Below are 18,716 nucleotides of genomic sequence, written 5' to 3' on the forward strand. Positions count from 1 at the left end.
AGATCCGCGCCAGCGACCTCGAAGACGAACGGATCAAGGCCGATTTGGCGCGCAATACTCCGCATCGCATCCACGACGACAACCAGGAATCGCTGTTTTCCGCTATTTGAAAAGGAGGTGCATAATGAATCGGTCTTCGCGCTCAACCGCAAGAATGCGCTCTTCGCAGGCTCTGACGGCGGTGCCGAACACTGGGCCGTCATCGCCTCGCTGATTGAAACCTGCAAGCTCAACGGCGTTGAGCCGCTGGGCTATCTCGCCGATGTCCTCACCAGGATCGTCAACGGCCACCCCAACAGCCAGATCGACGATCTCCTGCCTTGGGCCTATGTCAACAAGCCCGAGCTAAAGGCCGTGGCCTGAGAACAGCGGTTACCGTGGGACTATCCGGAATAATGTAGCAGACGCCACAAGATCGTCGCTTCGTATGCCACGACTGCTTCAATCTCCCCTCAGAATTACACCCACGCCGTCCTCTCAGCCCTTTGTCGAGCAGTCGCTGCAATGCCCGGCTCGCTGCGCCATGATCTGTGCTGCATCCTCGATCAAGGCTCTGACAATGTCAGACGCTGGTAGAATCTCATGCACCAATCCGACGGAGTCGCCCGCGTAAATGGCGAAGTCGTCGATTTCCCCCTGACCTCCACTGAGAAGGCTGGCGAACGAGTAGCGCCGCACTGGGTTGCCATCGGGAGTGCGGCCAATCTCCTCGCCCTCCCCAGGTCTCGAACCGGACTCGGGGTGCCCCACCGCTTCCCATGCCTCGACCGTGCGGTTCCGCAGCACGCGGCTCGGTGCATCCGGCCAGCCTCCGTCAAAAAGAGTGGTCTCGATCGTGTCACTCGCGGCAGCTTCGATGAGACGCCGCTTGTAATCGGCGTGACAAGCCGCTTCAGTCGAAGCAAGAAACCGTGTGCCGAGCCATACACCTGACGCGCCCAGCATGAGAGCCGCAGCAAGGCCTCGCCCATCGGCAATTCCACCAGCCGCGAGAACGGGCACCTTCCCGGCGACATCGGCAACAAGCGGCACGAGCACCATGGTTGATAGCTGGCTCCAGACGTGACCACCGGCTTCATTGCCCTGCGCGACCAGAATATCCACACCGAGATCAATTGATCTACGCGCCTCTTCCGGAGTCCCGACGGTGTGAACGACCAGCGCACCCGCGGCTTTTGCACGATCCATGTAGGGCGCGATGTCACCCCAGAAGAAAGAGACGATCCGAGCGCCGGCCGATAGCGCAGTTTCCATCCTCTGGTGCTGATCCCATTCAAGGACGAAGTTGGCGAGGAAGGGACCATCATCAGTAAGCCGCCGCACGGCACCAACTAGCTCTTCGATGCGCTGCGGGCTGTCCCAACTGAACCCAAGCCCGCCGAGGCCCCCGGCGTTGGTCACTGCTGCGGCAAGTTCCGGCCGTGATGCACGCCCCATCGGGGCCGACACGATTGGATGGCGAATACCGAGCAGGCGAGTGAGAGGAGTGACAATCGGTCCGTCGGCATCCATGAAGGTGCTTCGTTTTCTGAACGCGCTTGAACACTCGCGCTCGAATGCACTCGCGACAATGCCACGCTACGGTCTACGTGTTCTTGGACGTGCGATCCCGCGTGGTCCGCTGCGGATATTATTGCTTGACATTCGAGCCTAATGTCAACGACCGGTAGTAGCGCATTTCGAAGGTCAACGATCTTCCATTGCTGGCCGCAAAGCTGCCGCCGGGCGCGGCCGGCGGGGGTGGCATCTACATAATCCCGGAATTATCCCGCCAAGGTGTGAGCGGCACACCGCTTTCGGTTGAAGAGCACGTTCTCTTGCAAGACGACGCCGATCTCGCGTCGAAGCCAGGTTGGGTCGACCACCGGCACATCGACGCCATCGACCAGCATCACAGGCCGCTCGCTTCGACACACCATAGGCCTGCGCCGCAAGGCTTAGGAAAGACGTCGCTCGATGACCGAAAGAGCCAGTTCCTCTCGACGCCACGGCGTCAGACGGGCATTCTTGTGGATGTTCATTTAGTACCCCTCCGGTGAGTGCTGAAGCTTGGTAACTCCAGTCTCCTCGGCTCGGTCCGCATGGACAACTACGGAAAGCTCACAAGTCGAGTCTGTTCCATCCCGATGACATCGGGATGGAACTCCATTGAGCGTGATCTTCTCCGAAACCGGGCTCCCCTTTTGGTACGCTGACCTTCGGTTCGGGATCATGGCTTTGAGAGACTGTTTATCCAGTCCTTGTTTGGCCCGGGCAGCCCCTCGCGGGATGTTAAAGTTCCCCGCGTAGTCCTTCAGGTCACATAGAACGAGGCTGCGGTGAGCGACAGATGTGGAGAAAGGGTGGCGAACTGTGTTTGAGATGCGCCGCCGGCCCCGTCATTGTCGAACGAGAGAGCCCCGGTTTCACTGTTGTAGATGATATGATCGGAGCTGTCATGCGCGGCTGCACCAACAAAGAAAGCTTTGAACGGAAGCCCTCCCGACTGAAGCCCGGCAAACACGGTATCGCTGAGATGGAACGTATCCTGGGAGCGCTTGAAGTCGGTGATCTTGTCGACATTGCCGGCTCCAAGAGCCGTATTGAAGGAGAAGGCATCGTGGCCTCCGTAGCCGGTCAAGACGTCGGCGCCGAGGCCGCCGTTGATGACATTGTTGCCGGCATTGCCCTGGATGGTCTGGGCGAACTCGTTGCCGGTGAGGGCCATTGCCTTCGTGTCTGACGCGTTGTTGGTGGCGAGAAGCTCGATCTCCGAGCCGGCCGAAAGCGCATAGCTCACCGAGGCGAGCACACTGTCGTTGCCGCCGCCCACCGCCTCAACCACCTTCTCGTTGGCATTATCGACATAGTAGGTGTCGTTGCCGCCATAGCCGATCATGGTGTGGCCGCTGGTTCCGTGGAGTATATCGGCGCCGCTGGTGCCGTACAACGTGCCATCGCTGGTGCTGCCGGAAGGAACGACAGTCCCGGTCCCAGACCCGGTCTCGGTCGTGCTAGTGGTTGGGGGAGTGACGCTCGCGTCCGTGACAGTGTCGGTCGAGCTATCCGCTGCGTAGTCCCAGGTGAACTGGTTGTCGACGTGTGCCACTGGGGTGGCCGTGGGATCCTCGTGCACGTCGGCTACGACCGCCTTTGACGCGTCCCAAATGATGTTGTTGGGATTGCCAGGGTTGGTGTAGGTCGAGTTCAGGATGCTGACCCCGCCGGAGCTTACATTCCAGATCAGTCCATTCGACGAGGGAAGCCCGCGGCCTTGATCCTCATTGATACCGTCGAACGACCTCGTGTGATCGAAGGTCACATCGCTCGCGTAGGAAGAGAACGCGCCATTGCCCTGATGGATGGCGTCAACGTGATCCACCCTGCCGCCGGTCGATCCGTTCTCGTACATAACGGCCACGCCGGTCTGAGAGTTGTTGCCGTCGATCACCCCATTCGAGATCGTCGTATTTGGGCTGCCGTATACCGAGACGATGTCCTCAGGATGCGAACTGCCGGCGTCGTTGACGGCATAGAAGTCGGTTAGCGAACTATTGCCCGAGTTGTTGAACTGGACGAACTGACCGCGCGGCATTGGGCCATGGAAGTTGTAGCCATCGACGTGCGAAAGATCCGCGCCGGGCGAGTTCACGAGATAGATGCCAGTCGAGCCTTCCCGCACCGTGGTGTTGTAAACGGTCAGATTCGAGGCGTTTTCTGCCTTGATGTTGTTGATGTCCGGGCTCGTCTCGGGGTCGATTCCCGCCGGCGGGTCGGCGTTGATGACCTCGGTGTTCTCGATCGTGACGCCGTTTGCCCCCGATACCATCACCCCGTCGCCTCCGACGTGATGAATAAGACAATTGCGCAGGATGACATTGTCGTGCGTAATCGTGACCGCGTCCCCGTTGGTGACGTAGATGTCAAGATTTTCAATCACCTGGCCATCATACTCGGATTTGATCGGTGTGGTGGTGTGGGTAAGACCCGCCGACGCGGAAGCGGTGGAAATGGGAGCCTCGGTCGTCATGTGTTTCTCCAGTTAAATATTAGTAACCATAAGTATCCCGAAGGACATTAATCGACAATAAATGAGTATCTATCGTCTTAACGAAACTCTGGCAATACAACCAGAAATTTCATTTTGAGATATAATGCTAACCTTCATGACCATAATACGGCGCGGATAAGGCTATACTGAGACTCTCCCGGGTGATCGGCGCTGCGTTCAAACTTGCACCTACCTCGAATTGCAAATGTCGTCTAGTGTCTCGGATCACGTGTGATCTTACCCCCGAAGAGCAGGAGACAACGTCATGCATCCTAGTCGGCCAACACAGAATGAGCGTTACCGCCACGGCTCGAAACAGGTGATCTACGAGGGCTATCCTGCACTTGACTAAAATTACGGCCTGACCGACCTGCACGCTGCCATCGGCGTGAACAACTGCAACGGCTTCCCGCATTCATCACGCGGCGGGGGCAACTTGCGGCGCAATATGGTGAGCGGCTTGGCGACATCGCCGAACTGGAAACGCCTGACGAGCCTTGCTGGACTCGCAGCAACTGGCAAAGCTACCGTGTGAAATTCCCCTACTGGTTCGACCAGCGGGGCCGTCTGCCCCCGGAAGGGAAGGGCGCGGGCCCTCCCTATTGCGATACCGAGGCGATGCGGGAGCACCTCGCCGAGATCAGCCGGAGCGTCGACGACGGCGCGCATGCGGTACTCATCCTGATCAGGCTGGATCGCATGTGACGCCGAAACTCAAGGTGCCGGACAACATCACCCTGACGCTCCTGCCGCCGCGCTCACCGGAACTGAACCCAGTCGAAAAGCCCCAGATTGAAGGGTCGGGATACGCCTCGATGATGCTGCCCTACGCCTAAAGAGGGTATTTTGGTGTACGGTTTTCCTGGCGTAAAGTTAAAAAAGAAACTGTGCGGTTGGCGCGTGGAGCACCTAATCGACGCGTGTATCCCAATCGCGCCGGGTGAGAAGCGATCATGACAAGGCAATCTTTCATAACCGTGCTTGTCGGGCCGAGCGAGTTACTTCGAGAAGGTCTAAGTCGAATCCTGAATGAAGAAGATTTTTGTATTCTTTTCTCTACGGCTTCTGTTAACGATCTTTTGCAAAAGCCGCTACCGCATCACCGGTCGATCTTGCTAATCATAGATATCGGCGGTGCTGATGCGGAAGCTGAATTCGCGCAAATTGTTGAGTTTAAGGCGATTTACCCAGCCAGCCATGTCGTTGCGCTGGCTGATCACTGTCGCACGGCCGATATAGTCTCAGCTTTTCGTGCGGGGGCTGACGGGTATCTGACAAAGATCGCTGCTTACGATACCTTCATCAAAGCTCTCGAATTGGTTATGCTTGGGCAAACGGTACTACCTGCGGAAACTTCGATGATTATTCAAGATATAAGGCAAGGTTCGAAAAATGAACCGACAGCTGAACCGATAGCTGATGAGTTACCAAAGGTGGAAGATAAAGTAGAGAGTAGCGATCAAGAAAAGGTAATTTTGTCGAATCGCGAGAACTGTATTCTGCGCCGTTTGATCGAAGGGGAGTCAAACAAAGCCATCGCGCGCGAAATCAACATTGCCGAAGCTACGGTGAAGGTACACGTCAAAGCCATACTTCGAAAGATTCGGGTCCGCAACCGAACACAGGCTGCAGTTTGGGCGATGAATCATGGTATGCTTACTCCACCGTCTGGCAACGGCGCGTCGGGGAACGACACGGTGGTACCTCAGCGGTCTCACCATCGGCATGATCTACCTGAAGCAAAAAATGGATACCTCGTTTTCGACAATCGTCCGCCTATATGACCTGCGACAGATCTTCGTTCTGGCTGGTGCATTCACTTGCCGAAGCCTCGTTCCCGATCAAGAACGCATGGGCTCAAATCATTCCGGGCGATGGCCGAAGAGGCGCGGTGGAAACCGCATCACGGGGGCGTATCATATGGATCCCGCCAGTGTAACCACGACCCGTCTTAGATCCGGTTGTTTTTTGCCCGTTGTCCTCTGTACTCAACAGCGGTGGATCACGAATTAGATCGCCTCTAACGGTTTGAACTCTGTGCGTGATTGATAAAAAACACAGGAATGACGGATCTTTACTGGCATTTTGAATTTGACGGGATTTTTCATTAAATGGGCCAAACAAAAACTGTTTCTGGTTTGTCGTTCAGCGAAGCCCGGATCGGAACGGTTGAAGGCGGAGAATACGGCCTCCTGGTTTGGAAATGCGACCAACTGGTGGCGGTCCTTACCCAGATCGACGAGGAAGCCTACTCCACCAAAGGCAAATGGTTCCTCGAGACAGGATTCGGGCTGCTGAGCGGGCAGCACAAGAATTTCGATACGATCGAGGAGGCCATAAGATGGGTAGGAAGACACACCTTCCCCGAGTCTGCTTAGATAGCAGTTCAGCTGGGGCAAAAGTCGAATACGGCCGCGGGACTCACGCAAGGTGGGCAGTGTTACGCTTGGGCTCACTCGTCAGCCAGAGTTCCTTCTGCGAGAAGATCGTTGACCTTGCAGGCGACTTCCGTGCGGTTGGTCGCCTTTAGTTTTTTCATGATATTGCGGATGTGGACCTTCACCGTGCTTTCGCGCAAATTCAGTTCGTAGGCGATCATCTTGTTCGCCTTGCCGCGCCGGAGCGCTTGCGCAACCTCGGCCTGCCTAAGCGTGAACATGCCTGCCAAAGGGTGCGTGTCGCGGCTACCCGAATCTATCAGGTGCCGCATAGCAAGGACACTGCTCGCCGGCACGAAGATGCCTCCCGCTGCCGCCAGGTTGATAGCCTCGACGCAGACATCGATTCCAACAGAGGTCGGAATGTAACCGCGTGCACCGCATTCGAGAGCGGTCAGCATCTGGGCAAGGTCTTCGGTGTCGGCCAGGACGACCACAGGGACTGATTTGAACTCGCACGAAATATGCCTGATCTCGTCAGCGATGCCACGATCGGTGACCTTCCGACTGCCAAGGTTGAAGAGTATGGCTGCAAGGGGAGGGGCCGAGCTCTTTCTGACGCGCCATTCCTCGATGGAACCCAAGGCGGCGACATCCATGCCGAGTTCGTGGTCCACGAGAGCCGATGCGAGACACTCGCGGTCTAGAGCCCTTCCGTCCAAGATGAGGAGGCATTCCCTGCCTGTCTGCCCGTGGACGATTCCCGTTCCGCCGGACGGGACTCCGGACCGATTGGCCGAAGTGTAATTGTGCAGTCCTGCCGTGGCACCCATGTCAATACCCGCTCTTTCCCACACAAGCCGCCTTGCGTTGACCGACATAATTTTCCGCATTCTCTAGCAGTGAAAGTTTGGTACTGCGCGTTGTGAAAGGTCGAGACTCGATTACCCCATTTGCGTCGTTTTCAGCTCCCTGAGCCCCGGCGAGACCCAACCTGGGTAAGTGTAGGGTTTATTTATAAGCAGTCTCTAACATAGGTTGCTTTTTTCGTAATTTTCAGGGAATCACGCCAAGCTAGGCCCAAAGGGCTGCAATCTGCCTGAAGACGCATGCATCGGACCACTTAGCCATCTTCAGCCCAGCAGCCGAACGTGGATCGGCTAGTGCCTGCGGCGATTCAGCGGTAGACCAGAGGGTGCCGTTGACACGGTTAGCGCACAGTGGTGATCGCCGTGGCTCAACAATTTAGTTCGAGCCCACCCGATGGGTCTGCCGTAGTAAAGGGCCTCTGCGCATATTTCGGCAGCACGCCGTCCTCGGTGCGATAGGCCGAGTTGCCGCGGTCATGATGATCTCGCCTGTCACACTTTGGTCAGCACGAACGGGGTTGCGTTCCGCTCGGCCCAACCTTCGACCGCCTCGAGCCGGATACCGCTGTCTCGAGACATACCAAGCTCTACCAGGTGTCCCGCGCACGACCAGCCCTCCGTAAATGTCGTCTCGAACTGTTCCGGCGACGGAATGATCGTTTTCAGCGGAAATTTTGATGTCCATGCGCTGGCGTTCAAAGAGATAGCCGCTACCTGAGATACTCGCTGTCGAATCCGGCTGTTTCGACCAGCTTCTTGCGGTTGATCACCTCTACATGGCCTGACTTGAAAGAGACGAGATCGGCCTTGCGGAGCTCCCTTAACGTTCGGTTGACGTGAACCGTGGTCATTCCGAGGATGTCGGCCAGTTCATGCTGGGCAAGGGGGCACTCATATCTTCCATGGGCCGACAGCCCAACCATGGAGAGCCTCTCCTCCAACTCGAGCAGGAAATGGGCGGTACGCCTCATCGCGTTCCGCCGCCCGGTATTCATGAGATGTTCGGCAAGGATGGCGTTCAGGCGCGCCAGCGAGCAGGCGATCTTCTTCCCGATTCGGCCTTCCGACAGGATGGCCTCGACCAGTTCCTTACTGGAAATTTCATAAACAGCGAGTTCGGTTATGGACGCCAGCGACGCAAGATGGGGTCCGTCCAAGCCACGGAAACCGACGACGTCCCCCTTGAGGGGAGTGTCTATGATCTGCCGCTCTCCGTCCGGCAGTGCGTGATAAAGTATGGCCCAACCCGATTTTACAATGAATATCTCACTGTTGTCGTCCTCCTGGCGGCATATCACCGAATGGGGTTTATAGATTTTTGCTGTAGCACCGAGAAAATTGTTGTTCCCCCACTCATTCTTCGACAACGTCCCCCCTATGGGATGAGAGCACATGAACTGCAATAGTGACTGCATGGAGACTCGCAAGTTTGCTTCTGCTTCCACACTACTGACAATGGTATCTCCCGGATAAATCGACAGAACGACCTCTTACCCTAAGGGCGGGTTGGCCTATTGTCCTCGTCTGTTCGAATGAGGTAAACGGCGCTTAACTTAGGATGTTCAAGGTGGTTAAGTCTCGCGGTTAGGCCGGACAACAGGCTCCGAAACGCTAATCGCTCGCGGCGCAGTAACGGCCAGGCTGCCCCGATTACACTGCGGTATGTGACAGTTACAAATCAAGCAAAACGTCGCCTTGCGGGCGGCTGCAGCACGCCAGGACGTAGCCTGCCGATTTGTCGTCCAATGTCAGCCCGCCTAGGTCATCCATGACGACTTCGCCGGACAGCTTGGCGATCCGGCACGTACCGCAAATTCCCTGCTGGCAAGCGGTGGGGACGTAAACGCCACATTGGCGCGCAGCTTCCAGCAGGGTTTCCCGCTGGGTGCAATGATGGTGTCGAGACCGCTTCGGGGCCGCCCGTGGCCTTGTCGCGATAATGTACCCGAGAACGCTGTTTTCAGACTCCATGACGCCCCGATCGAATGTCGTGCCGATAATTCATCGTTATTCAACCCGAACGAACGCAAGCTGCGGATCGGGCGGCATGGTGCGTATATCGAAACTCCTCATTGGAACGGCTTGCTAGCCGCCTTGACGCTGACGGATGCGCGACCAGCGGACCGCCGCTTCACTTCCACCAGCCGACAGGGCTAGACTGGCATACAAGGACAATCGCAGGATTTTGGCTTCAAGTGAGCCCGTGCCGGACGAGGTGGCGGACGACCGGGGAAAACATGTGCTGGCCGATATAAGACCCGATGTTCGCATCTTCGAAGATCGTTTGGGCGGTGACGGCATCCTCGACTATGGGGATATCTGCCTCGCGCGCTTGAGCCATCATATCTTCGGCCGCACGTCCCTGACCCTTGCCGACAACCGTCGGCACAGGCGTCTCGCCCTTGACGTAGCGCAACGCCACGGCGCGGTCGCCTGACACCAAGACGATGACCGCGTTTTTCACACCCAGCTTCGCAGGCTGCATCACTGCTTCGCGCCGCTGTCGCTGCTGTTCACGGCGGATCAATGGATCGCCTTCGAGGTCCTTGTGTTCGCGCTTGTATTCGGTCGTCGTCATGCGCATGTCACGTAGGAACAGCCAGCGCTGAATAGGAACATCGATCAAGCCGATGACGACAAAGGCCAGGGCGGCGGCAATTCCGAGAGGTGTTATCACCGCCTTGATGATAGGCTCCAGGCATGCCTGACCACAGCCTGGTGCATCGAAGAGAGGCTGTAGCCAGGCGATCAGGATGAATACGAAAAGGCTTGCCAGGAACACCACCTTGACGAGGCCCTTGGCGAACTCGATGACGTTGCGGAGCGACAGGATCTTCTGAAGGCCCTTCGCCGGGTTTATGTGATCGAACTGCAGCTTGAGCGGCTCGAACGAGAAGACCGGCCCGAACGTGGCCAGCATGCCGAAGGCTACGGTGAAAACCACAACGATCCCGACTAGCGGCAATGTAGCAAGCATCAGCAATGAGAACGAGTGGTGGATGGCCCGCAGGCTGACCTCCTCGAAGGAGCCGCCGGGCACCGTCACGGTCTCCACGAGTTCCGAAAGATGTTTGAAGAGCAGCGGCCAGCAAAAATAGAGATAGCCAAGCGCTGCGAAAAGAGTGAAGCCGGAAACCAGGTCGCGGCTTTGCGAAACCTGGCCCTTGCGGCGGGCGTCGCGAAGCTTCTTATCGGACGCCGGTAGTTTCTTTTCCTCAGCTTCTTCGGCCATGTTGCAATCTTACCGCACTATCGTGGTTCCAGTCGGCCGATGCCCTGTGTAAGGTGGGACGGGCTTGAATACGGAGAGGTGGATTTGCGGTTGCGTGTCGTATTCCTGCCGGTCGTCGTCGCGCTGGCGCTGAGCGGTTGCCAGACGACCAAAACCGGCTCGGTGCAGGCCAAGGCACAAGGCCCATCGTCTCAATCCGAGCGCCTGATCAAACTTGCCGACGATATTGATGCGCGTGGAGAAAGTGATACGGCCATCGCGCTCTACCAGCGCGCAGCAGCAATGCCGGACGCCAAGGCGAGCGCGTTCGTCAAGACGGGCGATGCTTACATGCGGGCGGGCTATCCCGCCGACGCCGCTAAAGCATATCAGGCCGCGCTCGCCAAAGCTCCCAATGACGGCGGAGCAATGCTTGGGCTTGGCTCGGCGATGATAGAGGCAGGCGATATCGATGCAGGCATGCGCGCGCTTGCGCAGGCGGCGCCGCTGGTCAACACCAGCAGCGCCTACAATCGATTGGGCGTTGCGCAGACTTTCGCCGGGCAGACAGGGCAGGCGCAGGAGACTTTCGGCCAGGCGTTGAGACTTGCGCCGGGCGATCTTGACGTCGAGACCAACATGGCATTGGCGGCTGCGCTCGAGGACAATTCCGCCGCGGCGCTGCCGCTGGTGCAGAAAATTGCCGCGGCCCCCAACGCGCAATTGCACCACAAGCGCAACATTGTGGTGGTGTACGGGCTTCTTGGCCAGGCCGACCAGGTCAAGGCTTCGCCGCCAATCGGCCTGACGACCAAGGAGGTCGCCACCCTGCTTGCCCGCGCAAGAACCATCCGGCTGAAGGGCAGCACTCAGGCCAAAGCGAAGGCGCTCGGCTCCATCCTCGGCTAGCGAATTGGGCCGGAGGGCCTGAAGCGGCCTTCCGCCAAGCGCGACGCGCAGAGTGACACTACGCTGGCGAATACCGCGCCGGCTCACTCGACTGGGAGCGTTGTTTGCGGCACCGATGGCGCGCTGTTGGCGCCGCCTATCGGAGCCTCCTCGCCATCTAGGTAGCGACGGGCCGCGCGCGCGGTCGGTGCGGCCGCCGCCGGGCCCATGCGGCGGCCTTCTACGAGATCACGCTGGCTTTCGGACATACGCTGAAGATTGAAGGCATTGGCGCAACCGGGCGGCAGATGGGAGCCGACGCCGGAGACGATCGTCAGGTTCGTCTTGGCAGCAGAGTTGTCGTCGTCGGCTGGCTCGGCCAGACAGGCATCGGGAGCAAGAACTGAGCCGCCGACACTTTTCTCGGAGCCGCCTGCATCCGTCGAAACATAGTTGTAGCCGGGCGAATAATCCTGCCGCTGTTGCGGGCTGTTCGCGCAGCCGGCCAGGACCAGCGCTGGAATAACGCAGAAAAATCCGATGGGCGATGTCATGTCCGGTCCTCGTTACTTGATGATCAGACCCGTCGCCGACGCGTCATTGGCGTGCTTGCGGCTGCGGTGCTTGGCTGCCGGACGGTCAAGCGGCGTGGCGAGGCTGTCGCGCACCGGTTCCACCAGATAGGGCGTGATCAAAATGACCAGTTCGGTCTCTTCGTGCTGGAAACGCTGTGATTGAAAAAGCGGGCCAAGCACCGGTACATCGCCGAGCACCGGAAACTTTTCCAGATTGCGCGAAGTCCGCTGCTGGAAAAGGCCGGCAATCGCAAATGTCTGACCGCTCGCCACTTCGACCGTGGTGTCGGCCTTGCGCACGACGAAACTCGGCATGGCGAAGCCGTTGGCGCTTACGGATCCGGTCTCAGATAACGAACTGACTTCCGGCTGGACATGGAGCGCGATGCGATTACGGCCGATCAGCGTCGGGGTGAAGCCGAGGGACACGCCGAAGGGCTTGTATTGGACGGTGACGACGTCGGTTCCTTGCGGGATTGGAACCGGAATTTCGCCACCGGCGAGAAAGCTTGCCGTCTGACCGGTCATGGCCGTCAGGTTCGGTTCGGCCAGTATCTTGACGATGCCGTTGCGTTGCAGGGCTTCGATCAGAATGTCGAAGTTCAGGCCATGCGCCTGGTCCATGTTCAAACCGAAATTCCCGTTGCCCGAGGGCACACCGTTGTCCTGGAACATGTTGAATTCGAAGCCGCCGCTCCTGTAGCCAACGGACCAGTCGACGCCGTAGGACTGCAGTTCCGTGCGCGAGACTTCGGCGAAGCGAACCCGGATGTTGACTTGCTGTGAACCCTGCACGGTCATGTTGTTCAGCGGCGGCTGTTCCGGCGGCGAGAAGGTCCGGGCGACATTGTCCAGATCCGTTGCCTCATCAACGCCTCGCGCCTCGCCTGTTGCAACGATACGGGTTCCGAAAATGTGGAGATTTGTCGCCGAGCCCGGCTGCATTGCTTGCTTGGCCTCGGTAGCAGGCGTGACATCGGCGGTGACGCGGAACTGGGCTGTTGCCTCAATCCGTTCATCGGCCGTGATCGCAATGAGGTTGGTCAGGCCGGGTTTGAGCCCGAACACGTAGACCATGCTCGGCGACACGACCTGAAGGTCCGCGATCGTGGTGTCGGCAATCAGCACGGATTCGACCGGTTCATTGAACCGCAACAAGCGTCCTTGTCCGACCGGCAAGCGGACCGTTGGTTTGCTCGGCAACGGTGATATGTTCTGTGCCGTCGCATCGGCTAGTGTGAGCAGCAACGCCAGCAGGACGCCAATAGTCGCGATAGCCAACCGGCCTAAATCTGCCCGCCGGGCGAAAGCGGCTGATCCTACGTCTGCCGCGGTGTTGTGGGTGGTCATTGCCATTTCTCTCCTGAATCCCCAATGTCCGTCCGTCCGGCTGGCGTCAGGAGGGCGCCTCCTGTGCGGCGTTCGCCTGAGCCGACGGGAGCGAATGGGAGACGACGCGCGCGCCGGCTTTGCCGGGGCGGCCAGCGATCGTGGCCAGCGGCTGGACATTGAATTCGTGTGCGAGTTCCTGGAAGGACAGGACCGGAAGCTCGATGGCATTATGTGCGAGCAGGCTGCGCATGTGACGGCGTACATCCATCGCGGCGAGGACGACCGGCGAAACATCGGTGGCGTTCTGCGACAGGGCTCGCTCGATTTCGGTGACCAAAGCCTGCGCATCATCGTCCGACAGGTTCAGGAAGGTGCCGGTCGATGTGCTTTGCACCGCGTTTCGCAGGATATCTTCGGCCGACCGCTGCAGCACATAGGCCGCGATGATGTTGTTGGGGCCGGCGAAGCGGAAGCTGATCTGGCGCTTCAAGGATGTACGGACATATTCCGTCAGCAAGGGGACGTCCTGTTCGCGTTGGCCCCATTCGATGAGTGCCTCGAGGATAAGCCGCAGATTGCGGATCGGGACGTTTTCGGCGACGAGCCGGCGAAGCACTTCGGCGATCTTCTGGAGCGGCACTGTCTCCTGCGCCTGCCTGACCAGATCCGCAAAATCCGGTTCCATGTCCGAGAGCAGCCTGCGTGTCTCCTGAATCCCGACGAAATGGCCGGCATAAAGGCGAAGTGCATGGCCGGTCCATTTGGCCGCTATTTGCACCGGCGTTGAGAAGACAAAGCCGGCCTCCTTCAGTGCTGACAGGTAGCTGTCATCGGCCCATACGAATTTGCGCAGACCGGCAATCGGAGAACCTTTTTCGTAAGGTATTTCGAGCAGATCGAGATGCGTGGTGTCCGCTTCGACAAGAACACGGTTGGTAGGAATTTCAGCACCCAGGATGGGCGCACCTTCCAGATCGACGCGGACGCTTCGTTGCGAAAGCGTCTCGTCGGCCTGCATGCCGATGGCCGGAACGTCGACACCGAGATCACCGAAGAGCTCACGGCGCACGCCGTCGGCGAGCGCGGCAAATTCGGCCCCCGGGACTAAGCGTGCGAGCTCGGTTCCGAAGCGCACCACGACGCGGTAGGATGGAGACAGTGTTGCGGTGGAGATTGCCGAAAGCGACGCGGAATCCCCTCGCTGTGCAGGCGAGGCGGTATGGCCGATGTCTTGAGGCTCGGACTCCTGGGCGGTGCGGCGATTGATTGCATAGGCGCCGGCGCCGCAGCAGGCACCAAGGACCAGGAACATGATGGAGGGGAAGCCCGGCACCATGGCAAGGCCGACCATGATCACGGCGGCGAGTGCGAGCGCGCGGGAGTCGCGCAGCAGTTGGCTGGTTATTTGCTGGCCAAGATCGCCCGTTCCATCCGCGCTGCCGACGCGCGTCACCATTGTGCCGGCGGCCACAGCGACGAGCAGTGCCGGTATCTGCGCCACCAGGCCATCGCCCACGGTGAGCAACGTGTAGGTCGCAGCCGCGTCGCCGAGCGACATGTCGTGCTGCAGCGTGCCGACTGCGAAACCGCCGATCAAGTTGACCAAAATGATCACAATGCCTGCAATCACGTCTCCCTTGACGAATTTCATGGCGCCGTCCATTGCGCCAAACAGCTGGCTCTCGCGCTCCAGTTGCTGGCGCAGGTGGCGTGCCTCCGCCTGGTCGATGTCGCCGTTGCGCAGCTCGGCATCGATGCTCATCTGCTTGCCCGGCAGCGCATCGAGCGTGAAGCGCGCGGCCACCTCGGCGACGCGTTCGGCGCCCCGCGCAACAACGATGAACTGTGCAACAGTGATGATCAGGAAGATGACGAGGCCTACGGCAATGCTGCCGCCAACGACGAAGGTGCCGAAGGCGGTAATGATCTCGCCTGCGTCGGCCTGGAGTAGGATGAGTCGCGTGGTCGTGATCGTGATCGCCAGCCGGAACAAAGTCGCGATGAGGATGACCGACGGCAGTGACGAAAACTGGAGCGGATGAGAAACGTAGAATGAGGCCAGCAGAATAAGCACGCTGATGGCGATGTTTGCGGTGATGAGACTGTCGACAAGAAACGTCGGCAATGGAATGAGCATCATTACCACGGCGACGAGCATCAGAATGGCGATGACCAGATCACTGCGGCGTGACAGCCTGGCAAGGAATTGCATCAGGCGTTCCGAGACGGTCATCGGACGCCTCGTTGCGACAGGAAGCTAAGCAAGGTACTGCGCGCCTCCGTCTTTCGCCCGGCCACGAGCAAGGCGCGGCTCTTCAGTAATGTAAGCACCGGATGATCCATTCCTTCCAAGGTCTCCAGCCTGGCAATCGTGGCAAGCGCCTTTTCCGCCTCGCCATCGAGTATGAGAAGGTGGGCCAACGTTCTGAGGACGCCGGCATTTCCCGGCGAGAGCTGTGCAGCAATGAGCAGGTAGGCCGCGCCCCGCTTTGCCTGCCCGTGGCACCCGTAGAGATAGCCCAGGACATGCAAAAGATGCACGGTGTCACGCGGGTCGGTCAGAGTTTGATCCTTCCTGCATGCGACCAAGCAGATCGCGATGACGCTCGATTTCATCCTCCATCAGCGTTCTGGCGAGCGTCTTGAGTTGCTCCCCGCCCTCAAGGGTTGGGACGAGGTGCGTTACAAGGTGCTGGAGAATAGGCACGGAGCGCCGCAGGATAGCTGGTTCGGGAATATTGGGCATGACGAAATTGGCGAGTATCTCGTCGAGCGACTCGCCGGCCGCACCTTGAGAAGCCTGGAATTCCGCCGTTTCCGGCCCTTCTGCACCAGCGGCTGATCTCGCTCCCTGAGCACCGTTGGCTGCTTTACCGACCCCATTTGTCCGTCGCCGGCTGATGGCCTGGCCACGCACATTTTCCGCCTGCCGCCCGTCGCGGCCCGCCGTGTCAATCCGTGCCGTGTCGAATCGTGCCGCTTCAAGCCGGCGGTTCACGGATATTTCAGCGCGACCGAGGCGCCGCCCTTAGTCAGGAGAAGTTCGGTTTCGCCGATGTGTTTGACGGCCCAACCGTCGTTGGTGAATGCACCTTCGTGATATCGCGCGCCATCGGCTGCGATGACGTAGGGCCGCTCGCCATACCAGATCGCCTGCAGCCTCAGGCGCGGCGCCTGCTGCGCATTGCCAACCATGACGTTGGAGATGAGGGGAAGGTGAGCGCCGAACGACTGATCGAACCAGGATTGCGTCTCTGCCCAGACATCACTCTTGTCGTTCGGGATCATACCCGAGACCACGAGGCGTCCGTCTGATTGCAGAACCGTTAATGTGATTATGCCGGATTGCTCGAGGCGCAATTTGAGCTGACTTACCGCTTCGGCGGCAGTCTGGATTTGCGCTGGCGATGAAGCGTCCAGGACTTTTTCGCCTGTCTTGCCGGCGAAAGCCACTTTGACTGTTTGCCCGTCTTGGGAGGACGCCTTTGTGCCAATCTCTTGCTTGGCGAACGAGAGCCCGTTCGCGGCGACGGAAACTGCCAGAACCGCACAGAGAACGCTGCTGGCGATCAGCAGCGGACGATTGGCAAAATACCCAAAAGACCATCGATTGGGTGCGCGTTCCAGGCTGACCAGCCGGATGCGCGCTTCGCCTAGGCTTATGGTGAGCGGCAGCCTGCAGCGGCTGCCATGTCCCTCACGGATGGTCTCGCTCGTGGCCAATACGACATCGCCGCCGACGGCTTCGATTTCAACTTGGCTGCCCTTGCGACGCAGCCTTGCATGAATCGGTGCAATACCGGCATCCCGCAGGACAATGTCCGACTCGGTGCTGGAGCCGATCGTATATTCTGGCTCGACCAGGCTGACTTCGGCACCGGCGTGAAATCCGTGGGTTACGATCAGCGCTACGGAATGTCCGGTACCCGGGGAGGGGGCGATGATCGATCGGAGTCGGCGCGCCGGCACTGCTGCTTCCAGACGTTTGCTGATAGGACGAGCGGTCATGCCAGTTCATCTCCCGCCGAATGACCATTTCCAACGCAGCCTGATGACGGCGCTGAAAAAATTGCGCCGTGCAAGTACGCCGCCGGGTGCTTGCGGCGGCGCATGGTTCGAGAATCCGCCGCCTTAGGCCTTTTCAGCCGACTGGCCGAGTGTTCTGGCGGTGCTCATCAGCATGTCATGCTGGGATTTCGCGATCTCTTTCGTGATCTCCAGGCCAAACATGCGCTCCTGGTGCTTGATCATCTTGTCCAGGTTCTGTTCCGGCGACCCTGCAGAGCCGGAGGTAATGGGAGGGGTAGCAGCCATCATTGTCTCCTTGAGGGACTATCCAATTTGCAAACTCCGGACTCACATCGCTGCTGTCCGGAGGTTGCGAAGGCAGCTTAAGGCAGCATGGCTGAAAATGAAAGTCCAGTTGGAATATTTGAGACACTTCGGTTCCAACTGTTGCGTCTTCCGCGTTCAAGGAGTACCTTGGCAGGTGGGTGAATGGGGTATTTCAGAATGGAAAAAGGTCCTTTGGCCGAGCTTTTGGTCGAACGGTTCGAGACTATGCCGCCGCAGTTGCGGGTCGCCGCACGTTTCGTGCTGGATCATCCCAAAGATGTCGCACTGATGTCGATGCGCGAGCAGGCGCACCAAGCCGGCGTTTCGCACAGCACGATGATGCGGCTGGCGCGATGGATTGGCCTTGAAGGCTACGAAGACATGCGCAGCCTTTATGCGCGCGCGCTGCGCGAGACCATCGCGCGCGAGCCGGCGCGACAGAATATCGGACAGCATGGCGATCCGGGATATTCGACTGCCGGCGTCGTTGCCGACACGCTCGCCGCCCAGATCTCAAGTCTTGGCGAGTACGGCAGCGCCATGCAGCTCATCGCGGCAGCCGGTCTGCTCGCCCGGTCACGCGATGTGTTCGCGGTCGGCTCGCGCGCCGCCTATCCGGTCGCAAGCCACTTCGTTCAAGTCATGTCGCTACTGGCTGGCACCGATTGCAAGGTGACGCTTGTCGGCGAGATGGCCGGACCGGGCCTGGATGGCCTCCAGCACGCGGGACGCGGCGCGGTACTTCTTGCGGTGGGCATGTCGCCCTACGAGCGCACAACGATCGACATTGCGCGACAGTCGGCTCGGCAGGGCATCAGCGTGGTGGCGATCACTGACAGCAGCGTGTCGCCGCTGACACAGATCGCGCGGGAAACGATTATCGTTACGTCAAATTCGCAGTCCTTCTTCCGAAGCATGGCGCCGGCGTTCGCCGCCGTCGAAATTCTGGCGGCACTGGCGGCAGCGCAGTCTGAAACGAACGCCGCAGAACGGGTAAAACGGTCGGAAGAGCAGCTCGCTGCTTTCGGCATTTTTTGGAAGCCCCCTCGATAACATCCGAAAGGCTGCGATCGGGCGGGCGTGACGGCAGCCAGGCTG

General features: G+C 59.1%; 18 protein-coding genes and 3 pseudogenes. 7 read left to right on the plus strand and 14 right to left on the minus strand.

The features are described 5' to 3' along the window. Positions 1-138: 138 nt before the first annotated feature. A pseudogene (locus tag NKH13_RS29330) lies at positions 139-363 on the plus strand (transposase domain-containing protein); the annotation flags it as partial. Between the two features lie 114 nt (positions 364-477). On the opposite strand, the gene NKH13_RS29335 reads toward NKH13_RS29330, so the two are convergent. From NKH13_RS29335 to NKH13_RS29340, 3 genes and pseudogenes are all read right to left on the minus strand, one after another. Beyond that, on the minus strand, positions 478-1,512 hold the full coding sequence (locus NKH13_RS29335; protein ID WP_352916202.1) for an NAD(P)H-dependent flavin oxidoreductase: 1,035 nt from the start codon (positions 1,510-1,512) through the stop codon (positions 478-480). Between the two features lie 366 nt (positions 1,513-1,878). After that, a pseudogene (locus NKH13_RS35755) lies at positions 1,879-2,021 on the minus strand (IS481 family transposase); the annotation flags it as partial. A 272-nt stretch (positions 2,022-2,293) separates the two neighbouring features. Continuing rightward, on the minus strand, positions 2,294-4,009 hold the full coding sequence (locus tag NKH13_RS29340; RefSeq protein ID WP_352916205.1) for a right-handed parallel beta-helix repeat-containing protein: 1,716 nt from the start codon (positions 4,007-4,009) through the stop codon (positions 2,294-2,296). Positions 4,010-4,589: 580 nt separating this feature from the next. On the opposite strand from NKH13_RS29340, the pseudogene NKH13_RS29345 reads away from it, so the two are divergent. The 3 genes and pseudogenes from NKH13_RS29345 to NKH13_RS29355 all read left to right on the plus strand — a co-directional run. After that, a pseudogene (locus tag NKH13_RS29345) lies at positions 4,590-4,812 on the plus strand (transposase); the annotation flags it as partial. A 171-nt stretch (positions 4,813-4,983) separates the two neighbouring features. After that, entirely contained in the window at positions 4,984-5,814 is an 831-nt protein-coding gene (locus NKH13_RS29350) for a LuxR C-terminal-related transcriptional regulator (RefSeq protein ID WP_352916207.1), read from the plus strand. 327 nt (positions 5,815-6,141) lie between these two features. After that, on the plus strand, positions 6,142-6,408 hold the full coding sequence (locus NKH13_RS29355) for a hypothetical protein (protein WP_023678646.1): 267 nt from the start codon (positions 6,142-6,144) through the stop codon (positions 6,406-6,408). Positions 6,409-6,482: 74 nt separating this feature from the next. On the opposite strand, the gene NKH13_RS29360 is transcribed toward NKH13_RS29355, so the two are convergent. The 5 genes from NKH13_RS29360 to NKH13_RS29380 all read right to left on the minus strand — a co-directional run bounded on the left by NKH13_RS29360 (position 6,483) and on the right by NKH13_RS29380 (position 10,509). Then, complete coding sequence (locus NKH13_RS29360; protein ID WP_502914312.1) at positions 6,483-7,241, minus strand: LuxR C-terminal-related transcriptional regulator; 759 nt, start codon at positions 7,239-7,241, stop codon at positions 6,483-6,485. A gap of 528 nt (positions 7,242-7,769) precedes the next feature. Continuing rightward, on the minus strand, positions 7,770-7,976 hold the full coding sequence (locus NKH13_RS29365) for a hypothetical protein (protein WP_352467388.1): 207 nt from the start codon (positions 7,974-7,976) through the stop codon (positions 7,770-7,772). 11 nt (positions 7,977-7,987) lie between these two features. Next, on the minus strand, positions 7,988-8,644 hold the full coding sequence (locus NKH13_RS29370) for a Crp/Fnr family transcriptional regulator (RefSeq protein WP_352467387.1): 657 nt from the start codon (positions 8,642-8,644) through the stop codon (positions 7,988-7,990). A 304-nt stretch (positions 8,645-8,948) separates the two neighbouring features. After that, positions 8,949-9,248: a 2Fe-2S iron-sulfur cluster-binding protein gene (locus NKH13_RS29375; RefSeq protein ID WP_352916211.1), complete on the minus strand. Its 300-nt coding sequence runs from the start codon at positions 9,246-9,248 to the stop codon at positions 8,949-8,951. A 220-nt stretch (positions 9,249-9,468) separates the two neighbouring features. After that, entirely contained in the window at positions 9,469-10,509 is a 1,041-nt protein-coding gene (locus NKH13_RS29380; RefSeq protein ID WP_352916214.1) for an EscU/YscU/HrcU family type III secretion system export apparatus switch protein, read from the minus strand. A 78-nt stretch (positions 10,510-10,587) separates the two neighbouring features. On the opposite strand from NKH13_RS29380, the gene NKH13_RS29385 reads away from it, so the two are divergent. Continuing rightward, positions 10,588-11,397, plus strand: a complete 810-nt coding sequence (locus NKH13_RS29385) for a tetratricopeptide repeat protein (RefSeq protein ID WP_352916217.1) — start codon at positions 10,588-10,590, stop codon at positions 11,395-11,397. A gap of 83 nt (positions 11,398-11,480) precedes the next feature. On the opposite strand, the gene NKH13_RS29390 is transcribed toward NKH13_RS29385, so the two are convergent. Genes NKH13_RS29390 through NKH13_RS29405 form a run of 4 tightly spaced genes read right to left on the minus strand, consistent with a single transcriptional unit; the run spans position 11,481 to position 15,899 of the window. After that, positions 11,481-11,930, minus strand: coding sequence for a hypothetical protein (locus NKH13_RS29390; RefSeq protein WP_352916220.1), 450 nt, complete (start codon positions 11,928-11,930; stop codon positions 11,481-11,483). Between the two features lie 12 nt (positions 11,931-11,942). Beyond that, positions 11,943-13,307: a type II and III secretion system protein family protein gene (locus NKH13_RS29395; RefSeq protein ID WP_502914594.1), complete on the minus strand. Its 1,365-nt coding sequence runs from the start codon at positions 13,305-13,307 to the stop codon at positions 11,943-11,945. Between the two features lie 40 nt (positions 13,308-13,347). Next, on the minus strand, positions 13,348-15,516 hold the full coding sequence (gene sctV / locus NKH13_RS29400) for a type III secretion system export apparatus subunit SctV (protein ID WP_352916226.1): 2,169 nt from the start codon (positions 15,514-15,516) through the stop codon (positions 13,348-13,350). Further along, positions 15,513-15,899: a tetratricopeptide repeat protein gene (locus tag NKH13_RS29405; RefSeq protein ID WP_352916229.1), complete on the minus strand. Its 387-nt coding sequence runs from the start codon at positions 15,897-15,899 to the stop codon at positions 15,513-15,515. Before NKH13_RS29405 ends, sctV begins: the two co-directional genes overlap by 4 nt. Here NKH13_RS29405 and NKH13_RS29410 point away from each other — a divergent pair. Next, positions 15,883-16,125 carry a hypothetical protein gene (locus tag NKH13_RS29410; RefSeq protein WP_352916231.1) on the plus strand — a complete coding sequence of 81 codons (243 nt, stop codon included), beginning with the start codon at positions 15,883-15,885 and terminating at the stop codon, positions 16,123-16,125. The genes NKH13_RS29405 and NKH13_RS29410 overlap by 17 nt on opposite strands. 152 nt (positions 16,126-16,277) lie before the next feature. On the opposite strand, the gene NKH13_RS29415 is transcribed toward NKH13_RS29410, so the two are convergent. Both NKH13_RS29415 and NKH13_RS29420 read right to left on the minus strand, forming a co-directional pair. Continuing rightward, on the minus strand, positions 16,278-17,291 hold the full coding sequence (locus NKH13_RS29415; RefSeq protein WP_352916234.1) for a SctD/MshK family protein: 1,014 nt from the start codon (positions 17,289-17,291) through the stop codon (positions 16,278-16,280). Between the two features lie 123 nt (positions 17,292-17,414). Beyond that, positions 17,415-17,597 (minus strand): hypothetical protein, encoded by a 183-nt coding sequence (locus tag NKH13_RS29420; RefSeq protein ID WP_126092905.1) that lies wholly within the window; start codon positions 17,595-17,597, stop codon positions 17,415-17,417. 198 nt (positions 17,598-17,795) lie between these two features. Between NKH13_RS29420 and NKH13_RS29425 the strand changes: the two genes are divergently transcribed. After that, positions 17,796-18,671, plus strand: coding sequence for a MurR/RpiR family transcriptional regulator (locus NKH13_RS29425; protein ID WP_352916238.1), 876 nt, complete (start codon positions 17,796-17,798; stop codon positions 18,669-18,671). The last annotated feature ends 45 nt before the right edge of the window (positions 18,672-18,716 follow it).

Origin of the sequence: Mesorhizobium sp. M1348, from assembly GCF_040317925.1 — a bacterium.
Lineage (GTDB): Bacteria > Pseudomonadota > Alphaproteobacteria > Rhizobiales > Rhizobiaceae > Mesorhizobium.

Excerpts from the sequence above, each read along its gene's own strand:
- NKH13_RS29340 (WP_352916205.1), bottom strand. The coding sequence starts at position 4,009 with ATGACGACCGAGGCTCCCATTTCCACCGCTTCCGCGTCGGCGGGTCTT.
- NKH13_RS29350 (WP_352916207.1), top strand. The coding sequence starts at position 4,984 with ATGACAAGGCAATCTTTCATAACCGTGCTTGTCGGGCCGAGCGAGTTA.
- sctV (WP_352916226.1), bottom strand. The coding sequence starts at position 15,516 with ATGACCGTCTCGGAACGCCTGATGCAATTCCTTGCCAGGCTGTCACGC.
- NKH13_RS29335 (WP_352916202.1), bottom strand. The coding sequence starts at position 1,512 with ATGGATGCCGACGGACCGATTGTCACTCCTCTCACTCGCCTGCTCGGT.
- NKH13_RS29410 (WP_352916231.1), top strand. The coding sequence starts at position 15,883 with ATGACGCTCGATTTCATCCTCCATCAGCGTTCTGGCGAGCGTCTTGAG.
- NKH13_RS29380 (WP_352916214.1), bottom strand. The coding sequence starts at position 10,509 with ATGGCCGAAGAAGCTGAGGAAAAGAAACTACCGGCGTCCGATAAGAAG.
- NKH13_RS29375 (WP_352916211.1), bottom strand. The coding sequence starts at position 9,248 with ATGGAGTCTGAAAACAGCGTTCTCGGGTACATTATCGCGACAAGGCCA.
- NKH13_RS29355 (WP_023678646.1), top strand. The coding sequence starts at position 6,142 with ATGGGCCAAACAAAAACTGTTTCTGGTTTGTCGTTCAGCGAAGCCCGG.
- NKH13_RS29395 (WP_502914594.1), bottom strand. The coding sequence starts at position 13,307 with ATGGCAATGACCACCCACAACACCGCGGCAGACGTAGGATCAGCCGCT.
- NKH13_RS29420 (WP_126092905.1), bottom strand. The coding sequence starts at position 17,597 with ATGGCTGCTACCCCTCCCATTACCTCCGGCTCTGCAGGGTCGCCGGAA.
- NKH13_RS29360 (WP_502914312.1), bottom strand. The coding sequence starts at position 7,241 with ATGGGTGCCACGGCAGGACTGCACAATTACACTTCGGCCAATCGGTCC.
- NKH13_RS29390 (WP_352916220.1), bottom strand. The coding sequence starts at position 11,930 with ATGACATCGCCCATCGGATTTTTCTGCGTTATTCCAGCGCTGGTCCTG.
- NKH13_RS29425 (WP_352916238.1), top strand. The coding sequence starts at position 17,796 with ATGGAAAAAGGTCCTTTGGCCGAGCTTTTGGTCGAACGGTTCGAGACT.
- NKH13_RS29415 (WP_352916234.1), bottom strand. The coding sequence starts at position 17,291 with ATGACCGCTCGTCCTATCAGCAAACGTCTGGAAGCAGCAGTGCCGGCG.
- NKH13_RS29405 (WP_352916229.1), bottom strand. The coding sequence starts at position 15,899 with ATGAAATCGAGCGTCATCGCGATCTGCTTGGTCGCATGCAGGAAGGAT.